18 protein-coding genes and 1 pseudogene are annotated in these 17,700 nt (G+C 70.9%); 4 read left to right on the plus strand and 15 right to left on the minus strand.

The features are described 5' to 3' along the window. Nucleotides 1-11 precede the first annotated feature (11 nt). The 5 genes from ACFWXC_RS40940 to ACFWXC_RS40960 form a co-directional block, all read right to left on the minus strand. On the minus strand, nt 12-254 hold the full coding sequence (locus ACFWXC_RS40940) for a hypothetical protein (protein WP_351739584.1): 243 nt from the start codon (nt 252-254) through the stop codon (nt 12-14). Further along, nucleotides 251-1,759, minus strand: coding sequence for an Asp-tRNA(Asn)/Glu-tRNA(Gln) amidotransferase subunit GatA (gene gatA / locus ACFWXC_RS40945; RefSeq protein WP_384487226.1), 1,509 nt, complete (start codon nt 1,757-1,759; stop codon nt 251-253). The genes ACFWXC_RS40940 and gatA overlap by 4 nt, the downstream gene beginning before the upstream one ends. A gap of 6 nt (nt 1,760-1,765) precedes the next feature. Then, complete coding sequence (gene gatC / locus ACFWXC_RS40950; RefSeq protein WP_018544665.1) at nt 1,766-2,062, minus strand: Asp-tRNA(Asn)/Glu-tRNA(Gln) amidotransferase subunit GatC; 297 nt, start codon at nt 2,060-2,062, stop codon at nt 1,766-1,768. A 111-nt stretch (nt 2,063-2,173) separates the two neighbouring features. After that, complete coding sequence (locus ACFWXC_RS40955; RefSeq protein WP_384487229.1) at nt 2,174-2,665, minus strand: cupin domain-containing protein; 492 nt, start codon at nt 2,663-2,665, stop codon at nt 2,174-2,176. Between the two features lie 56 nt (nt 2,666-2,721). Continuing rightward, nucleotides 2,722-3,093, minus strand: coding sequence for a DUF4267 domain-containing protein (locus ACFWXC_RS40960; protein WP_384487231.1), 372 nt, complete (start codon nt 3,091-3,093; stop codon nt 2,722-2,724). Between the two features lie 94 nt (nt 3,094-3,187). Here ACFWXC_RS40960 and ACFWXC_RS40965 point away from each other — a divergent pair. Then, a pseudogene (locus ACFWXC_RS40965) lies at nt 3,188-3,422 on the plus strand (TetR family transcriptional regulator); the annotation flags it as partial. Between the two features lie 143 nt (nt 3,423-3,565). Here the strand turns inward: ACFWXC_RS40965 and ACFWXC_RS40970 are convergent. The 5 genes from ACFWXC_RS40970 to ACFWXC_RS40990 form a co-directional block, all read right to left on the minus strand. Beyond that, complete coding sequence (locus ACFWXC_RS40970) at nt 3,566-5,803, minus strand: putative bifunctional diguanylate cyclase/phosphodiesterase (protein ID WP_384487233.1); 2,238 nt, start codon at nt 5,801-5,803, stop codon at nt 3,566-3,568. A gap of 213 nt (nt 5,804-6,016) precedes the next feature. Further along, on the minus strand, nt 6,017-8,212 hold the full coding sequence (gene ligA / locus ACFWXC_RS40975) for an NAD-dependent DNA ligase LigA (RefSeq protein ID WP_384487235.1): 2,196 nt from the start codon (nt 8,210-8,212) through the stop codon (nt 6,017-6,019). 13 nt (nt 8,213-8,225) lie between these two features. After that, nucleotides 8,226-9,227 carry a methionine synthase gene (locus tag ACFWXC_RS40980; RefSeq protein ID WP_384487237.1) on the minus strand — a complete coding sequence of 334 codons (1,002 nt, stop codon included), beginning with the start codon at nt 9,225-9,227 and terminating at the stop codon, nt 8,226-8,228. A gap of 147 nt (nt 9,228-9,374) precedes the next feature. After that, the gene (locus ACFWXC_RS40985; RefSeq protein WP_384487239.1) at nt 9,375-10,064 is read right to left on the minus strand and encodes an SDR family oxidoreductase; all 690 of its coding nucleotides are present in this window, start codon (nt 10,062-10,064) and stop codon (nt 9,375-9,377) included. A 16-nt stretch (nt 10,065-10,080) separates the two neighbouring features. Further along, nucleotides 10,081-10,620 (minus strand): TIGR00730 family Rossman fold protein, encoded by a 540-nt coding sequence (locus ACFWXC_RS40990; protein WP_384487241.1) that lies wholly within the window; start codon nt 10,618-10,620, stop codon nt 10,081-10,083. A gap of 50 nt (nt 10,621-10,670) precedes the next feature. Between ACFWXC_RS40990 and ACFWXC_RS40995 the strand changes: the two genes are divergently transcribed. Continuing rightward, a complete protein-coding gene (locus ACFWXC_RS40995; protein ID WP_384487243.1) occupies nt 10,671-10,997 on the plus strand; it encodes a DUF427 domain-containing protein in 327 nt (108 codons plus the stop codon). Here ACFWXC_RS40995 and mnmA read toward each other — a convergent pair. After that, on the minus strand, nt 10,987-12,126 hold the full coding sequence (gene mnmA, locus ACFWXC_RS41000) for a tRNA 2-thiouridine(34) synthase MnmA (RefSeq protein ID WP_384487245.1): 1,140 nt from the start codon (nt 12,124-12,126) through the stop codon (nt 10,987-10,989). The genes ACFWXC_RS40995 and mnmA overlap by 11 nt on opposite strands. Before the next feature lie 60 nt (nt 12,127-12,186). Here mnmA and ACFWXC_RS41005 point away from each other — a divergent pair, with 60 nt between their 5' ends. After that, complete coding sequence (locus ACFWXC_RS41005) at nt 12,187-12,840, plus strand: N-acetylmuramoyl-L-alanine amidase (RefSeq protein WP_384487247.1); 654 nt, start codon at nt 12,187-12,189, stop codon at nt 12,838-12,840. Between the two features lie 222 nt (nt 12,841-13,062). Further along, a complete protein-coding gene (locus ACFWXC_RS41010; protein WP_384487249.1) occupies nt 13,063-14,679 on the plus strand; it encodes a multicopper oxidase family protein in 1,617 nt (538 codons plus the stop codon). Nucleotides 14,680-14,872: 193 nt separating this feature from the next. Here the strand turns inward: ACFWXC_RS41010 and ACFWXC_RS41015 are convergent, their stop codons facing one another. From ACFWXC_RS41015 to ACFWXC_RS41030, 4 genes are all read right to left on the minus strand, one after another. Beyond that, nucleotides 14,873-15,733 (minus strand): intradiol ring-cleavage dioxygenase, encoded by an 861-nt coding sequence (locus ACFWXC_RS41015; protein ID WP_384487251.1) that lies wholly within the window; start codon nt 15,731-15,733, stop codon nt 14,873-14,875. Between the two features lie 145 nt (nt 15,734-15,878). Continuing rightward, complete coding sequence (locus tag ACFWXC_RS41020; protein ID WP_384487253.1) at nt 15,879-17,042, minus strand: cysteine desulfurase family protein; 1,164 nt, start codon at nt 17,040-17,042, stop codon at nt 15,879-15,881. A 155-nt stretch (nt 17,043-17,197) separates the two neighbouring features. After that, nucleotides 17,198-17,470 (minus strand): DUF4190 domain-containing protein, encoded by a 273-nt coding sequence (locus tag ACFWXC_RS41025; RefSeq protein ID WP_384487339.1) that lies wholly within the window; start codon nt 17,468-17,470, stop codon nt 17,198-17,200. A gap of 33 nt (nt 17,471-17,503) precedes the next feature. Then, the gene (locus tag ACFWXC_RS41030) at nt 17,504-17,671 is read right to left on the minus strand and encodes a hypothetical protein (RefSeq protein WP_384487255.1); all 168 of its coding nucleotides are present in this window, start codon (nt 17,669-17,671) and stop codon (nt 17,504-17,506) included. Nucleotides 17,672-17,700 lie beyond the last annotated feature (29 nt).

Below are 17,700 nucleotides of genomic sequence, written 5' to 3' on the forward strand. Positions count from 1 at the left end.
AAACTTCCCTCTCAGCCCAGCAGGACGTCGTCGTCGCCCAGCCGCTTCAGCTCGCGGTAGAGGATGGCGAGGCCGGTGACGATCGCGACGGCGGACACGGTGGCATCGATCAGCCGCAGCGTGTCGTGCTCGGCGCGGGCCTTCTTGATCTGCTTGGCGACACCGACCGCGCCGAACACGGTGGTGGCCATCGACAGGTACGTACCGGACTTCGACTTCTTGAAGCCCTTGGCCTTGGACAGTGCGTTGCTCACAGCGACGGTGCCTCCTCGAGGAGCGGGTGCCCCCACCTTTCCACGAAGGCGGCCTCGACAGCGGCTCCGACCTTGTAAAGGCGGTCGTCCTTCAGCGCCGGCGCGATGATCTGCAGGCCCACCGGGAGGTTGTCCTCCGGGGCGAGTCCGCAGGGCAGCGACATGGCCGCGTTGCCCGCCAGGTTGGTCGGGATGGTGCACAGGTCGGCCAGGTACATCGCCATCGGGTCGTCGGCGCGCTCGCCGATCGCGAAGGCGGTGGTCGGCGTGGTGGGCGACACGATCACGTCCACCTGTTCGAAGGCCTTCTCGAAGTCGCGCGTGATGAGCGTGCGGACCTTCTGCGCGGAGCCGTAGTACGCGTCGTAGTAGCCGCTGCTCAGCGCGTAGGTGCCGAGCATGATGCGGCGCTTCACCTCGGGGCCGAAGCCCGCCTCACGGGTGAGGGAGGTGACCTCCTCGGCGGAGTGCGTGCCGTCGTCGCCGGTCCGCAGGCCGTAGCGCAGGCCGTCGAAGCGGGCGAGGTTGGAGGAGCACTCGGAGGGCGCGATGAGGTAGTACGCCGACAGGGCGAGGTCGAAGGACGGGCAGTCCAGCTCGACGATCTCGGCGCCCAGCTCCTTGAGGAGGGCGACGGACTCGTCGAAGCGCTGGATGACACCGGCCTGGTAGCCCTCGCCGCGGAACTGCTTGACGACACCGACGCGCATGCCCTCGACGCTGCCGTTGCGGGCGGCCTCGACGACCGGCGGGACCGGGGCGTCGATCGAGGTGGAGTCGAGCGGGTCGTGTCCGGCGATGACCTCGTGGAGCAGCGCCGCGTCCAGGACCGTACGGGCGCACGGGCCGCCCTGGTCCAGCGAGCTGGAGAACGCGACCATGCCGTACCGCGAGACCGCCCCGTACGTCGGCTTCACGCCGACCGTGCCGGTGACGGAGGCCGGCTGGCGGATGGAGCCGCCGGTGTCGGTGCCGATGGCGAGCGGCGCCTGGAAGGAGGCGAGGGCGGCGGAGGAGCCGCCGCCGGAACCGCCGGGGATCTTGGTGAGGTCCCAGGGGTTGCCGGTCGGCCCGTAGGCGCTGTTCTCGGTGGAGGACCCCATGGCGAACTCGTCCATGTTGGTCTTGCCGAGAATCACCACGTCGGCGGCCTTCAGCCGCTTGGTGAGGGTGGCGTCGTACGGCGGGATCCAGCCCTCCAGGATCTTCGAACCGACGGTCGTCGGAACGCCCTCGGTGGTGAAGATGTCCTTGAGCGCGAGCGGGACGCCGGCGAGCGGCCCGAGCTTCTCGCCCCTGGCCTTCTTCTCGTCGACGGCACGCGCCTGGGCGAGCGCCCCCTCGCGGTCGACGTGCAGGAAGGCGTGCACCTTCTCGTCGACGGCCTCGATCCGGGCGAGGTGGGCCTCGGTGACCTCGACGGCCGTGAGCTCGCCGGAGGCGATCTTCGCGGCGGTCTCGGCGGCGGTGAGCCTGATGCAGTATTCGATCTTATTGGCCGTCATGGCTGTCTAGTCCTCCCCCAGGATCTGCGGCACCTTGAAACGCTGCTGCTCCTGGGCCGGGGCGCCGGAGAGCGCCTGCGCGGGGGTGAGCGAGGGACGGACCTCGTCCGCGCGCATGACGTTCGTCAGCGGCAGCGGGTGTGAGGTCGGCGGTACGTCTTGGTCGGCGACCTCGCTGACGCGGGCGACCGCGCCGATGATGTCGTCGAGCTGTCCCGCGAAGTGGTCGAGTTCTTCGGGCTTCAGCTCCAGACGCGCCAGCCGGGCGAGGTGGGCGACCTCCTCGCGCGTGATGCCAGGCATGCAGCGTTCCTCTGGGGTGAGTGTGTGTGGTTTGGAGCCAATCCTATGGGGCGGGGCCCGGTGACCGTGAAACGGTTTCCCCGGGCCCCGAAACCTCGGTGGCTCACCGGCTCAGTGGCGCTGCTCCCAGGCCACGCTCTCCAGGTAGTGGTTGTCGTACAGCTCCTGCGCCTCCAGGAGGCTCTCCAGGGTGGCCTCGCCCAGCCGCAGGCGCTGGAGGTGGCGGAAGTACTCGAAGCGCTCCACGCCCGGCGTGATGACGATCAGGATGTCCGCGGTGCTGCCGGGGACGGCGGCGAAGGCGTGCGGCGCCCCGGGCGGGATGACGACCAGATCGCCGCGCTCGGCGGTGACGACGTCGTCGCCGGAGAGCAGCTCGGCGGCGCCGTCGAGGAGGTAGAACATCTCGGCGGAGTTGCGGTGCAGGTGCGGCCGGGCGCCGTCGCCGCCCTCGCCGAGGGTGACGCGCACGGTGGAGAGCGCGCCGCCGGTGGCGCTGCTGTCGGCGAGCAGCCGGACCCGGGTCGGGTCACCGCCGACCACCTCGGCATCGGCCTCCCGCACGATCACGGACTCATCGAACTTCGGTACGAACAACGACATTTCAGAACCCCCTGTTGATCAACATGCCGTTCACGCGAGGCGTTCACACGAAGCGTTCACACGAGGAACAGCAGCACCGCGCTGATCAGCACAACGATCGCGGTGGCGAAGTGGATCCCGTACGCGACCGCCTTCGTCCCGCCGTGGCGCAGCACTATCAGCGTGTCGAACAGCGGCACGAGTGCCACGCAGAGCATGAACCAGGCCTCGGCACGGGCACCGGCGAAGGCGAGCAGGGCCAGGCCGACGACGCCGAAGGTGCCGTCCCTGAGGCCCTTGATCGCGAGGTAGGCGGAGGCGTCGCCGTCCGGGTCGGCGGGGACGCCGTAGCCGACGGCGGACGCCTTGGGCTGGAGCAGGAACCGGGCTCCGATGAAGAGGATGAACAGATCGAGCACGACGGCGAGCGTGTAGGCGGTGATGGTCACGACGGCCCCCTGAGTTTTTTTCTAGCAACGCTAGGACTAGAAGCGAGGCTAGCAGAGCGTCGACAGATTGGCTAGCAGTGCTAGAAACTCTGGCATGTCGATCCAGCCGCGCCGGGAGCGCGAACGGGCGGAACGGGAGCGACTGATCGTCACGGCCCCGCGAGAACTCGCGGAGACGGAGGGCTGGGACGCACGGAGGGCTGGGACGCAGTGACGACACGGCGCCTGCCCGCCGAGGCCGAGTACAGCCGGCCGGCCTCTACAGCCACTTCAAGGGCAAGGGCGTGATCAGCGCCCCGACGGTTTTCGGCGCCCGCGCCTTCAGCGCCCCAAAGGGGCGCGGGGCTGTGTCCGATGTGCGGCTCCGCCGCGTGGGCGCGAGCAACCACAGTCGCCCCGCACCCGCCCACGGTGCCGCACCCCCACGGCAGACGCCGGCCTCCTCACGAACGGTGAACGGGCGGGCGGAGATCTACTCGGCGGCCGGCAACGCAGCCCGCGGCCGCTGCCACCCCCGCGACCCCCGCGCCAACAGCCACGCCGTCGCCTCCTCCGGCGGCATCGCCGCGGCGACCAGCCACCCCTGCACGGCGTCACACCCGAGATCCCGCAGCCGCTCCCAGGTCTCGTCGTCCTCCACGCCCTCCGCGACGACCAGCAGCCCCAGCGAATGCGCGAGGTCGACCGTGCAGCGCACGATCTCCGCGTCCTCGTTGTCCACGGCCAGCCGGGCCACGAAGGACCGGTCGATCTTCAGCTCGCTCACCGGCAGCCGCCGTAGATGCACCAGCGACGAATAGCCCGTGCCGAAGTCGTCCAGCGACATCTTCACGCCGTGCCCGGTCAGACCCGCGAGGGTGGCGGCGGCCCGCTGCGGGTCCTCGAGCAGCACATGCTCGGTTATCTCCAGCTGGAGCGCCCCCGCCGGGACCCCGTGCCGGGCCAGCCGCGCCGCCACCGAGCCCGCGAAGCCCGGGGTATGGACGTCGCGCGGCGAGACGTTCACCGCCACCGGTACCCGCAGCCCCTGTGCCCGCCACCGGGCGACCTGGGCGAGCGCGGTCTCCAGGACGTACTCCGTCAGATGGGGCATCAGGCCGGACGACTCGGCGATCGCTATGAACTCGTCCGGCGGTACCTTGCCGCGCTCGGGGTGCACCCACCGCACCAGCGCCTCAAGACCGGCCACCTGCCCGTCGAAGCGCACCTTCGGCTGGTAGTGCAACTGCACCTCGTGCGCGTCCAGGGCGCGGCGCAGATCGCCCAGCAGCCCCAGCCGGTCCGGGGTGTTGGAGTCCCGCTTGGACTCGTACACCTCGACGCCCGTACGGTCCCGCTTCGCCTGGTACATCGCCACGTCCGCCCGTCGCAGCAGCCCCTCCGCGTCCAGCGCGTGGTCGGGGAAGACGGCGACGCCCGCGCTGGCCTCCAGGACGAGGGTGAGGCCGTCGAGGTCGAGCGGGGAGGAGAGGGCCGTGACCAGGCCCCGGGCGATCCGGGTCGCGGACGTCGTGGAGTCGGCGACCGGCAGTAACACCGCGAACTCGTCGCCGCCGAGCCGGGCCGCCTCCGCACCGCGCGGCAGCGCGGCCCGCAGCCGGTCGGCTATCTGCAACAGCAGCCGGTCACCGGCGAGATGACCGAGCGTGTCATTGACCGAACGGAATCGGTCGAGGTCGATCAGCATGAGGGCGGCGCGGGCGCCGATGCGTTCGGCGTCGTCGAGGGCCGTCCAGATCCGCTCAAGCAGCCACTGCCGGTTGGGCAGTCCGGTCAGCGGGTCGCGCAGCTGCTCCTCCGCACGGGCCCGGGCTATCCACAGGGTGGAGTCGAGGGCGACCAGCGGGATGGAGAACAGCGGGAGCAGCAGCGGCTGGGCGACGGCGACCACGCAGATCAGCGGGGCGATGCCGAGCAGCGCGACGGCGACCAGGCCCTGTCGCATCAGGGCGGTGCGGGCGACGGTGGGCACTCCGCCGCCGCGCGGTGCGTGCAGGTACCAGAGCAGGGCGCGGGTGACCGCGAGGTAGGCCACCGCGACGAGGACGACCTCGGGGGCGGTGGCGACGCTCCAAGTGTCGGGGTTCCAGGGCGACTCGACGGTCGGTACCCGGCCGAAGACGCCGAGTACCAGCGCGCCGGCGCCGATGCCGAGGATGTCCACCGCGCCGTGCAGGACGCCCTGCCGCCAGCGGTGGCGCCTGGCTATGCCGACCAGGACGACGACGGTGAGGCTGACCATGCCGGCGGGCACCCAGCCGTACAGCAGGAGTACGGCGAGGGTGAGGGCGGCGCCGGAGCCGGTGCCGCCCCACCAGCGGGCGCGGCCGAGCAGCACCAGGTGGCCGACGATGATGCCGGTCAGCACGGCCAGCGACCAGCCGACCGTGCCGGACGGGAAGAGCGCGTGGTTGTCGGTGAAGGCACGGTAGAAGCCGGCGCCGAGGGCGAACGCGGCGGCCGCGACGACTCCGGCGGGCAGCGCGGGCCAGGACAGGTGCCGGTCGTGCTCGTGCTCGTGGCCGGGCAGGTCGGGCAGCGGCTCGACGGCGGCCAGCGGCAGCGGGTCACGCGCGTCCAGTGCGACGCTCGCCCCCGGTATGCCCACGCGCCGGTCGCCCCGTACCGTCCACCGAGCCCCCCGCCACGCGCTCGCCCGGCGGCGCAGCGGCAGCCGCGCTTCCGGGGCGGCGCTCTCGGTCGGTTCCATTCCCGTCCCTCTCACAGCCGGCGGTGCCCACGCCATGCGGTCCGTGCCCTGCAGGAGCACGGGAATGCGCCAACCGCAGTTGGGCACGGCAGGTGCACATCTCAACAGTAGGCCGCAGAAGGCTTTCACGGGCAGCGGTCGTCGACGGTTGCCCGATTGCGCACCGGCCACCCGTATGCATCTGGTATGCGCCGAACGGGTGGCCTTCAACCGCTACTCCTCGGTCGGAAGGGCGACTTCGGCCGCCGCGTCCGGTCCCTGCTCCAAAAGGACGACAAATCCGTCCTCGTTCAGAACCGGAACCTTCACCTGCATCGCCTTGTCGTACTTCGATCCGGGGTTGTCACCCACGACCACGAACGACGTCTTCTTCGATACCGAGCCGGTCACCTTGGCTCCGCGGCTCTGCAGGGCGTCCTTGGCGCCGTCCCGGGTGAAGTGCTCCAGGGTTCCGGTCACGACGACGGTGAGGCCTTCCAGCGGACGCGGTCCCTCGTCCTCGCCGGTGGACTCGTCCTCCAGCGGGACTCCAGCGGTCTTCCACTTTCGGATGATCTCGCGGTGCCACTCCTCGGCGAACCACTCCTTGAGCGCCGTCGCGATGATGCCACCGACGCCGTCGATGTTCGACAGCTCCTCCTCGGTGGCCTGCTCGATGCGGTCGATGGAGCGGAACTCACGGGCCAGGGCCTGCGCGGCGACCGGGCCGACGTGCCGGATGGACAGGCCGTTGAGGAAGCGGGCGAGCGGGCGGGTCTTCGCCTCCTCGATCTTCTGGAGCAGGGCGAGGGTGTTCTTCTTGGGTTCGCCCTTCTGGTTGGCGAAGACCGTGACGACCTTCTCCTCGCCCGTCTTGGGGTCGTGCTTGGGCAGCCCGCTGTCCGGGTCCAGGACGTACGCCTTGATGGGCAGCAGCTTCTCGATGGTGAGGTCGAACAGGTCGCCCTCGTCGACCAGCGGCGGTTCGGCGGGCTCCAGCGGCCGGGTGAGCGCCGCCGCCGCGACCCCGCCGAAGTGCTCGATGTCCAGGCACTCGCGGCCCGCGAGATAGGAGACCCGCTCTCTCAACTGGGCCGGGCAGGTGCGGGCGTTGGGGCAGCGGAGGTCGATGTCGCCCTCCTTCATGGGCCGCAGCGGTGTCCCGCACTCGGGGCACTCGGCCGGCATCACGAACTCCCGCTCGCTGCCGTCCCGCAGGTCGACGACCGGGCCGAGGATCTCCGGGATCACGTCACCGGCCTTGCGCAGCACCACCGTGTCGCCGATCAGCACGCCCTTGGCCTTGACGACCTCCTGGTTGTGCAGGGTCGCGAACTCCACCTCGCTGCCCGCCACCGTGACCGGCTCGACCTGCGCGTACGGCGTGACCCGCCCGGTACGGCCGACGCCGACCTTGATGTCGATGAGCTTGGTGTTGACCTCTTCCGGCGCGTACTTGTAGGCGATCGCCCAGCGCGGCGCCCGCGCGGTCGAGCCGAGCCGGCCCTGGAGGCGGATCTCGTCGAGCTTGACGACGACCCCGTCGATCTCGTGCTCCACGGAGTGCCGATTCTCGCCGTAGTAGGCGATGAACTCCCGTACGCCGTCGAGGTCGTCGACCACCCGGTTGTGCGGCGAGGTGGGCAGGCCCCAGGTCTTGAGCAGGTCGTAGGCCTGGGAGAGCCGGGTCATGCCCTCGAAGCCCGCCAGGGCGCCGATGCCGTGGACGACCATGTGCAGCGGGCGGGAGGCGGTGACCCGCGGGTCCTTCTGGCGCAGCGAACCGGCCGCCGCGTTGCGCGGGTTGGCGAACGGCTTGTCACCGGCCGCGACCAGCCGTTCGTTGAGCTCGGCGAACTTCTCCATCGGGAAGTAGACCTCGCCGCGGATCTCGACCAGGTCCGGCACCGTGTCGCCGTGCAGCCGGTCCGGGATCTCGGCGATCGTACGGACGTTGGGGGTGATGTCCTCGCCGGTGCGGCCGTCGCCGCGGGTCGCCGCGCGGGTGAGGCGGCCGTGCTCGTAGGTGAGGTTGACGGCGAGGCCGTCGACCTTCAGTTCGCACAGGAAGTGGTACTCCTGGTCGCCCAGTTCCTTGTGGATCCGCTCGGCCCAGGCGGCGAGGTCCTCGTCGTTGAACGTGTTGTCCAGCGACAGCATCCGCTCGCGGTGCTCGACCGCCGTGAACTCCGTCTCGTACGCACCCGCGACCTTCTGGGTCGGCGAGTCCGGGGTGCGCAGCTCGGGGTACTGGTCCTCCAGCGCCTCCAGGGACTTCAGGAGCTTGTCGAACTCCGCGTCGCTGATGACCGGAGCGTCCTTCACGTAGTACCGGAAGCGGTGCTCCTCGATCTGCTCGGCGATCCGCGCGTGCTGTTCCCGTGCCTCTGCGGGCACCGCCGTCTCCGCCTGCTGCTTGTCGCCGGCCACCGTGTTCCTCCCGTTACTCTGGGTTGTCCGCGAGTGATCTCGCCGCCCGGACGCAGTGGGCGAGCGCCTGCCGGGCATATGCGGGGGAAGCACCCGCGAGCCCGCACGACGGGGTGACCGTCACGGCCTCCGCGAGAAGCCCTGGTTGCAGCCCCAGCCTGCGCCACAGCGTCCTGACACCCATGACGCTACCGGCAGGGTCTGACAATGCCGTGTCCGTGCCCGGCACGACACCGACGAACAGCTGGGTACCGCCCTCCACGGCCTCGCCGATCGCGTCCTCGTCACGTTCGGTGAGGAGCGAGAAGTCGAAGGAGACGGCGGCGGCCCCGGCGCGGCGCAGCAGGGCGAAGGGCACCTCGGGGGCGCAGGAGTGGACGGCCACCGGGCCGCCGGTGTGGATGCCGATGACGTCCCGCAGCGTCGACTCCACGACCTGGCGGTCCACGGCCCGGTGGGTGCGGTAGCCGCTGGCGGTCCGCACCCGACCGCGCAGCACGGCGGTGAGGGAGGGCTCGTCGAGTTGCAGGACGAGCCGGGCGCCGGGGATCCGGCGCCCGACCTCGGCGAGGTGCAGGCGCAGGCCTTCGCCGAGGGAGGCGGCCAGGTCGCGGCAGGCACCGGGGTCGGAGAGAACGGACTCGCCGTTGCGCAGCTCCAGGGCGGCGGCGAGGGTCCAGGGGCCGACCGCCTGCACCTTGAGCGGGCCCTCGTAGTCCTGGGTGAACTCCTCCAGCGCGTCCAGGTCCTCCCCCAGCCAGGAGACGGCCCGCCGGGTGTCCTGGCCCGGCCGGTCGCCGAGCCGCCAGCCGCTGGGCTCCACGCGCGCGTAGAGCTCGACGAGCAGGCCGGCGGTACGGCCGATCATGTCGGCGCCGGGGCCGCGGGCGGGCAGCTCGGGGAGGAAGGGGAAGTCCTCGAAGCTGCCGGTCGCGGCCTTGGCGGCCTCTCGGGCATCGGTGCCGGGGAGAGAACCGACGCCGGTGGCGGGGCCGAAGGAGGGGGTTGCGTTCACGTGGGAAGCCTAGGGTTGGTGGCCGACGAGGGGCGACGGTGGTTGGTCACGTGCGGGGTGTGGGGGCTGGTCGCGCCCACGCGGCGGAAGCCGCATATGAACACGGCCCCGCGCCCCTTACGGGGCGCTCAGCCACAGGGCGCTGAATTATGCGCCGGGTCGGACCGTCAGGTCGTTGATCTCCGCGTCCCTCGGGAGGTCCAGGGCCGTCAGGATCGTGGTCGCCACCGACTCCGGGTCGATCCACTTCGCCGGGTCGTACTCCTTGCCCTCCTGCTGGTGGACCTTGGCCTGCATCGGGCTCGCCGTGCGGCCGGGGTAGACCGAGGTGACCCGGACGCCGTTGCCGTGTTCCTCGTGGCGGAGGGAGTCGGCGAGGGCCTTCAGGCCGTGCTTGGAGGCCGCGTACGCCGACCAGCCCGCGTGGGCGTTGAGGCCGGCGCCCGAGTTCACGAAGAGCACGTGGCCGCGGGCGGCGCGCAGTTGGGGCAGGAAGTGGCGGGTCAGTTCGGCCGGGGCGACCAGGTTGACGTTCAGCTGGTGGCGCCAGGACTTCGGGGTCAGCTCGCCGATCTCGCCCAGGTCGACCACGCCCGCGATGTGGAGCAGCGAGTCGACCCGGTCCGGGAGCGTCTGGTGCGAGAACGCCCAGGAGAGCTTGTCCGGGTCCGCCAGGTCGCCCACCAGGGTGCGGGCGCCGGGGAGCCCGGCGGCCAGTTCCTTCGCGCGGCCCGCGTCGCGCGCGTGCAGGACGAGGTCGTCCCCGCGCGCGTGCAGTCGGCGGGCCACGGCGGCGCCGATGCCGGAACCGGCACCGGTGATCACATGAGTTGCCATGAGGGCCATGCTCGCATCAGCCGGCGTTCCGGGCCGCCTCCAGGTGGGCGAGTGCCTCGGCCGGTTCCTCGGCGAAGAACATCAGCTCCGCCAGGGGGCGGGGCAGGAAGCCCTCCTCCTCCATGCGGCGGAACTGCTGCTGGAGGCCGTCGTAGAAACCGGCGGTGTTCAGCAGGACGACCGGCTTGTCGGTGCGGCCGTGCTTCTTCAGCTCCAGGATCTCGGTGGCCTCGTCCAGGGTGCCGGTGCCGCCGACCATGATCACCACGGCGTCCGCCTTCTCCAGGAGGAGCCGCTTGCGCTCGGCGAGGTCGGACGCGATCACCATCTCGTCGGCGCCGGGGCGGACCTTGTTCGCGAGGAACTCGACCGAGACGCCCAGCAGCCGGCCGCCGGCCTCGTGGACGCCGTCCGCGACGACCTTCATGAGGCCGGTGTCGGAGCCGCCCCAGACGAGGGTGTGGCCGCCTTTGCCGATCAGCTCCCCGAAGTGCCGGGCCGGCCGGGTGTAGCGGTCGTCCAGGTCGGCGGCGGAGAGGAAGACACAGATTCGCATGAGGTCAGGGTAGGCGGGAACAACCCGGCCCCCGCCGCTGTCATCCCTGTATGGCTTCTGGACACACGATCACCATCGAGAAGAGCGACGAGCGCGTGCGCGTGGTGCACGGCGATCTCATCCTGGCCGAGAGCGATCGGCCCCTGGTTCTGCGCGAGACCGGGAGTCCCGTGCGCTACTACATCCCCGCCGAGGACGTCCGGCTGGATCTCCTCACGCCCTCCGAGACGCACACCGTCTGCCCCTTCAAGGGCACCGCCTCCTACTGGTCCCTGCCGGACGCGCCGGACCTGGTGTGGGCCTACCCCGACCCCAAGTCCGACGTCGCCGCGATCAAGGACCACCTCTGCTTCTACGACGTCGAGGTCACCGGCTGACGCCTGCCGTGTCCGCCGCCCGGACGGTCGACGCGATGGTCGCCGAGCCGACGACGCGCGTGTCGTCGTACAGGACGATCGCCTGGCCGGGGGCGACGCCCCGGACCGGCTCGGTGAACGTGACGCGCAGCTCGCCGTCGACCGGTTCGGCGCTGACCTCGGTCTCGCCGCCGTGCGCGCGGAGCTGGGCGGTGTAGCGGGCCGGGCCGGTGGGGGCGGTGCCGCACCAGCGGGGCCTGATCGCCGTCAGTGCGCTGACGTCCAGGGCGGCGGCCGGGCCGACCGTCACCGTGTTGTCGACCGGCGAGATGTCGAGGACGTAGCGCGGCTTGCCGTCGGCCGCCGGGGTGCCGATCCGCAGCCCCTTGCGCTGGCCGATGGTGAAGCCGAACGCGCCCTCGTGGGTGCCGACCTTGGCGCCGGACTCGTCGATGATGTCGCCCTCGGCCGTGCCGAGCCGCCGGGCCAGGAAGCCCTGGGTGTCGCCGTCGGCGATGAAGCAGATGTCGTGCGAGTCGGGCTTCTTCGCGACCGCGAGGCCCCGGCGCTCGGCCTCGGCGCGGATCTCGTCCTTGGTCGTCAGGGTGTCGCCGAGCGGGAAGAGCGCGTGCGCGAGCTGGCGCTCGTCCAGGACGCCGAGGACGTAGGACTGGTCCTTGGCCATGTCGGAGGCGCGGTGCAGCTCGCGGGAGCCGTCGGGGAGCGTCACGATCTTCGCGTAGTGGCCGGTGCAGACCGCGTCGAAGCCCAGCGCGAGCGCCTTGTCCAGCAGGGCCGCGAACTTGATCTTCTCGTTGCAGCGCAGGCACGGGTTGGGGGTGCGCCCCGCCTCGTACTCGGCGACGAAGTCCTCGACGACGTCCTCGCGGAAGCGGTCGGCGAGGTCCCAGACGTAGAACGGGATGCCGATGACGTCGGCGGCACGGCGGGCGTCGCGGGAGTCCTCGATGGTGCAACAGCCCCGCGCGCCGGTACGGAAGGATTGTGGGTTCGCGGAGAGTGCGAGGTGGACGCCGGTGACGTCGTGGCCCGCCGCTGCCGCACGGGCGGCGGCGACGGCGGAGTCCACGCCGCCCGACATGGCGGCGAGGACGCGGAGGGGGCGGGTGCGCTGCGGGGTGTCAGTCATAGCCCCTCCAGAGTAAAGGGAGGCGGGAACCGGGGCCCGCGAGTATCCGTTGAGGATCACATGGGGGCGACGAGTGGTGATCGGGACCGGCGGATCGGGCGGCGGGCGCTGCTGATCGGCGGAGCGGCGGCGGCCGTGGGCACGGCCGTGCTGACCAGGGACGAGCTGGCGCGGCTGTACTGGCGGCTGCCGGGGGTGCGCAGGGCCCGGGTGGCGGGTGCGGTGGACTTCGGGGGCGCGCGCTGGGTGGCGGCGTCCCCGGGCAACTACCGCACGGCGGACCGGCCGGACGACTACTCGATCGACCGGGTGGTCATCCATGTCACCCAGGGCGGCTACGCGAGCGCGGTGAAGGTCTTCCAGGACCCGGCGCACGCGGCGGCGGCGCACTACATCGTGCGCAAGGACGGGCGGATCACCCAGCTGATCCGCGAGCTGGACGTGGCCTTCCACGCGGGCAACCGGTCGTACAACGAGCGCAGTGTCGGCATCGAGCACGAGGGTTTCGTGGACCGCCCGGAGGACTTCACCGACGCGATGTACGCGGCGTCGGCGCGGCTGACGGCCGCGATATGCCGGCGGTACGGCATGCCCATGGACCGGGAGCATGTGATCGGTCATGTGGAGGTGCCGGGGACGGACCACACCGACCCGGGCAAGCACTGGGACTGGGACCGCTACATGGGTCTTGTGCGGCGGGCCGGACAGGCCTGACCCCAGGTTCCGCACGTGACTGAATCGTTATCCTGTGCTCGCTCTGCGCGCTGCCTGTGTCCGTTGCGTCCCTCGCCCCGGGCGCCAGCTGCGCCTGGTCAACTCCGGCTCTTCTCAAGGGAGTTAAGCATCACCAGCATCCACGGCAGCCTCACAGTCCCCCCGCCCTCTTCCTAACTTCGCCTCAGATTCCGCACAGTCCTCAGGTCAAACATCCCCGCCATGACCCACACCTCAGAGCCCTCCTTCGAGACGGGCGGCAGCGAAGAGCAGGACACCCGCGGCAGGCGCCGGCGCGCCAAGGGCGCGGAGCACTCCAAGGCCGAGCGCGTCACCGGGGCCGAGCACTCCAAGGAGGCGACGGCCAAGCGCGGCAAGGGCGTTCACCGGCGGAAGTTCCTCGGCGGCATGGCCGGCGTCGGCCTGGGCGCCGTCGCCGCGGGCGGCGCGACCTTCGCCCTGCTGGCCGACGCGAACGGCAACAAGGCGGGCGCCGCGACCAACACCGCCACCCTCTCCGTCCCGGACCTCCTGGAGGGCACCACCTCCGACAGCACCACCACCTTCACGCTCGAGGCGCAGACCGGCAGCGCCGAGGTGATCAGCGGTGTCACCAGCACCACCGCCGGCTACAACCAGTCGTTCCTCGGCCCGACCATGAAGTGGACCAAGGGCAACACGGTCCTCCTCAACATCACCAACAGCCTGGGCGAGGACACCACGGTCCACTTCCACGGCGCGCACGTCCCGGCCAAGATGGACGGCGGTCCCCAGGTCTCCTTCGCCGACGGGGAGACCTGGTCGCCGACCTTCGAGGTGCTCGACGAGCCCATGACGCTCTGGTACCACCCGCACGCCCTGGGCACCACGGCCAAGCAGGCGGTGCACGGCCTGGCCGGCATGATCATCGTCGACGACAGCGACAACACCACCAGCGCCGCGCTGCCCAGCACCTACGGCACCGACGACATCCCGCTGATCTTCCAGTGCCTGGCCGTGGATGCCGACGGCGACATCAAGTACGACCTCACCGGGTACCTCGGCGGCGACCTGACCTACCCGCTGCTGGTCAACGGCACCAACGTCGACGACACCACGCTCACCTTCTCCGCGACCAAGACCCGGACCCGGTTCCGGCTGCTCAACGCCTCGCCGTCGGACATCATCACCATCCAGCGCAGCGACGGCGGCACGATGTCGCAGATCGCCACCGACCAGGGCTATCTGTCCGCGGCGACGGACGTGACCGAGATCCGGCTGGTGGCCGGCGCCCGCGCCGAGATGGTCATGGACCTCTCGGACGACGTCACCCTCCAGGCGGTCGTCACCACCGGCTGGGTGCGCGGCGGCAGCGGCACGTACGACTTCCTGACCGTCTCCGCGGGCGGCACCGACACCCCGGACGACCTGCCCACCTCGCTGCGGACCATCGACCGGTACGACACCAGCGACTTCACCGCGCGGACCATCACCCTCGGCCAGTCCGGTACGACCATGACCATCAACGGCTCGGCCGGCACGAGCATGAGCTCGATGGCCATGATCTCCACGACCCTGGGGTCCAAGGAGATCTGGACGATCAAGAACGGCACGCAGCTGGAACACTCGTTCCATCTGCACGACGTGCCGTATCAGCTGATCTCCATCAACGGCGAGGATCCGACCGGTGTCGAACTCGGCTGGTACGACACCTACGAGGTGGTCGGCGGTGGATCCATCGAGATCGCCATGGAGTTCACCGACTTCAGCGACGACACGTACATGTACATGCTCCACTGCCATCTCCTGCAGCACGAGGACGAGGGGATGATGGCCTCCCTCATGGTCACCGAGAGCTAGCCTGAACCTGGCCTCTCGGGAAGGCTGCCGCCGGCGGTGGAAGCGCCGGCGGCAGCCTTTTGCCGTGTTCCGCCCGCAGGGCGCGGGGACCGCCGCCGCACTCGGGCCCGACGCACGAAACACCGGCCCGGTGACCACGACTGAGTCGGTCACCGGGCCGGTGGCGGTGTCAGGGGCGCCGGGCCCCGCTGTCTCAGGAGGTGCTGACACCCACGGTGAGTGTCGCCTGGTACCCGTCGGAGACGCTGTCACCCAGCGCGGTCAGGGTCAGCAGCCCGGAGGAGGCGCCGCCGTCGTCGTAGATGGAGTCGTCGTCGAGGAGGGTCTCCGTGGTGGTGTTGTCGGAGTACGGCGAGAGCGCCTGGACCTGGGCGTTGAGGTCCGCGTCGAAGAAGAGCTGGCCGGTGTGGATGATCGAGCCGCCCGTGTACGAGTCGTCGGTCAGCGTCACGTCGGTGTGCACCCGCATGTGGACGTGCACGGCCCGGGAGACGTAGTGGCCCGGCCAGATCGAGACGAGGCTCACCTCGCCGTTGGAGTCGGTCAGCCCGCCGCCGCGCAGGAAGGTGCCGTCGTCGTCCTCGGTGTGGCCGTTCTTGCCGACGAAACCGGAGTACTCGCCGAGCGCGTCGCAGTGCCAGATCTCGACCAGCGCGTTCGCCAGCGGAGCACAGTCGTCGGCCTCGTCGACGACGGTGAAGGTGTACTGGACCTCGACACCTTCCTTGTCCTCGCGGACGTCCTCTCGCACGAGCGCACCTTCGAGCGAGTAGGGGCCCTCGGTGACCTCGGCGTTGAGGGAGCAGACGCCGGAGGAGGCGTCGCTGGTGACGGTGGTGGCGGCGCCTGCGTCGGCCTCCGGGGCGGTGGTGGTGTCGGCGGAGGCGAGGCCCGCGGCCAGCAGTCCGCCGGCCGCGGCGACGGTGGCGCCGCCGATCAGTACGCGCCGCCGTTTCATGGTGTGGTCCATGCGGTGCCGGCCCGGCTGGGCGGAGACGGAGTCGGAGGGATCGGGTGCGGGGTTCTGCGCTGAGGCAGAGAGGTTGTCTGTCATGTCAGCAGAAGCTAGAGAGCCACCTGAGGTGTGCCCTCGCCCCGCGCTGTGCGCACGCTGATGAGAAACCTCTCAACTCGCCTTCTTTGGAAGCGACTTGGGTCCTATTCCGCGTGTCGCGGCAGCACCGTCGGGGTGGCCGGGATCAGCTCAGTCCGGCGGCCCGGGCCCGCTCCACCGCCGGGCCGATCACCTTCGCGACCGCCTCCACGTCGGCCTGGGTGGAGGTGTGGCCGAGCGAGAAACGGAGGGTGCCGCGGGCCAGGTCCGGATCGGTCCCGGTGGCCAGCAGGACATGGCTCGGCTGGGCCACCCCGGCCGTGCAGGCGGAGCCCGTCGAGCACTCGATGCCCTGGGCGTCGAGCAGCAGGAGCAGCGAGTCGCCCTCGCAGCCGGGGAAGGTGAAGTGCGCGTTGGCCGGGAGGCGGTCGACCGGGTCGCCGCCGAGGATCGCGTCCGGTACGGCCGTACGCACGGCGTCGATCAACTGGTCGCGCAGGGTGCCGATCTCGCGGGCGAACCACTCGCGGCGCTCGACGGCGAGGTTCGTCGCGACCGCGAAGGAGGCGATCGCCGGGACGTCGAGGGTGCCGGAACGGACGTGCCGCTCCTGGCCGCCGCCGTGCAGGACCGGTACGGGGGTGTACTCACGGCCGAGGAGCAGGGCTCCGATGCCGTAGGGGCCGCCGACCTTGTGGCCGGAGACGGTCATCGCGGCGAGGCCGGAGGCGGCGAAGTCCACCGGGGTCTGGCCGACGGCCTGGACCGCGTCGGCGTGCAGGGGGATGCCGAACTCGCCTGCCACGTCGGCGAGTTCGCGGACCGGCAGGACCGTGCCGATCTCGTTGTTCGCCCACATGACGGTGGCGAGGGCCACGTCGTCGGGGTTGCGGGCGATCGCCTCGCGCAGCGCCTCGGGGTGCACCCGGCCGTAGCTGTCGACGGGGAGGTACTCCACCGTCGCGCCCTCGTGTTCGCCGAGCCAGTGGACCGCGTCGAGGACCGCGTGGTGTTCGACGGGGCTGGACAGGACGCGGGTACGGGCGGGGTCGGCGTCGCGGCGGGACCAGTACAGGCCCTTGACCGCGAGGTTGTCGGCCTCGGTGCCGCCGGAGGTGAAGACGACCTCGCTGGGGCGGGCGCCGAGTGCCTCCGCGAGGGTTTCCCTGGATTCCTCGACCGTGCGGCGGGCCTTGCGGCCGGAGGCGTGCAGGGAGGACGCGTTGCCGGTGACGCCGAGGGTGGCGGTGAGGGTTTCTACCGCCTCCGGGAGCATGGGGGTCGTGGCGGCGTGGTCGAGGTAGGCCATGATGACGTCGATTCTACGGGGGGCTCCGCCGTAGGACCGAGGGGCGCCTTGGTCGGCTCGGGCCGGTGGGTCACTGCGGGCCGTGCGGGGCTGGTCGCGCAGTTCCCCGCGCCCCTGAGGGGGCGCTTCCCTGAACGGGGCTTACAGGGGCCCGTTCACAAGCTCCAGGACACCGTGTTCGAGATGTCCATCGCGATGCCGAGGATCGCCAGGTCCGCGATGCCCAGGGCCAGGCCCAGGTAGGCGCGGCCCTTGCGGCTCGTGCCGCGCCACAGGGACACCAGGGCCAGGACGATGGCGATCGGGCCCAGGAACAGGTTCAGGACGAGGAGGCCGAGGAGGCCGAGGATGAAGGACGCCACGGCCATGCCGTCGGCGTCGCGGGGGCGGGATTCGGGGCGGGTGTCGGCCGGGGCGGTGAGGTGCAGCATGGCTCAGCTCCTGGAAGTCGTGGTGGACGGTCAGTTGGCCGAGGTGCGGCGCCGGCGGGCGATGCGCTCGCGGAGTGCGAAGACGGCCAGCCAGACGGCGATCACGGCGGCGAGTCCTGCGGTGACGTCGAGCGGCGCGTGGGCCACGGTGCCCAGCACCACGCCGAACAGCATGAGTGCGGCGACGAGGAACAGCATGGGATTCGATCCCCCCTCCGTTAAGTTTG

This window comes from Streptomyces sp. NPDC058683, assembly GCF_042716195.1.
Lineage (GTDB): Bacteria > Actinomycetota > Actinomycetes > Streptomycetales > Streptomycetaceae > Streptomyces.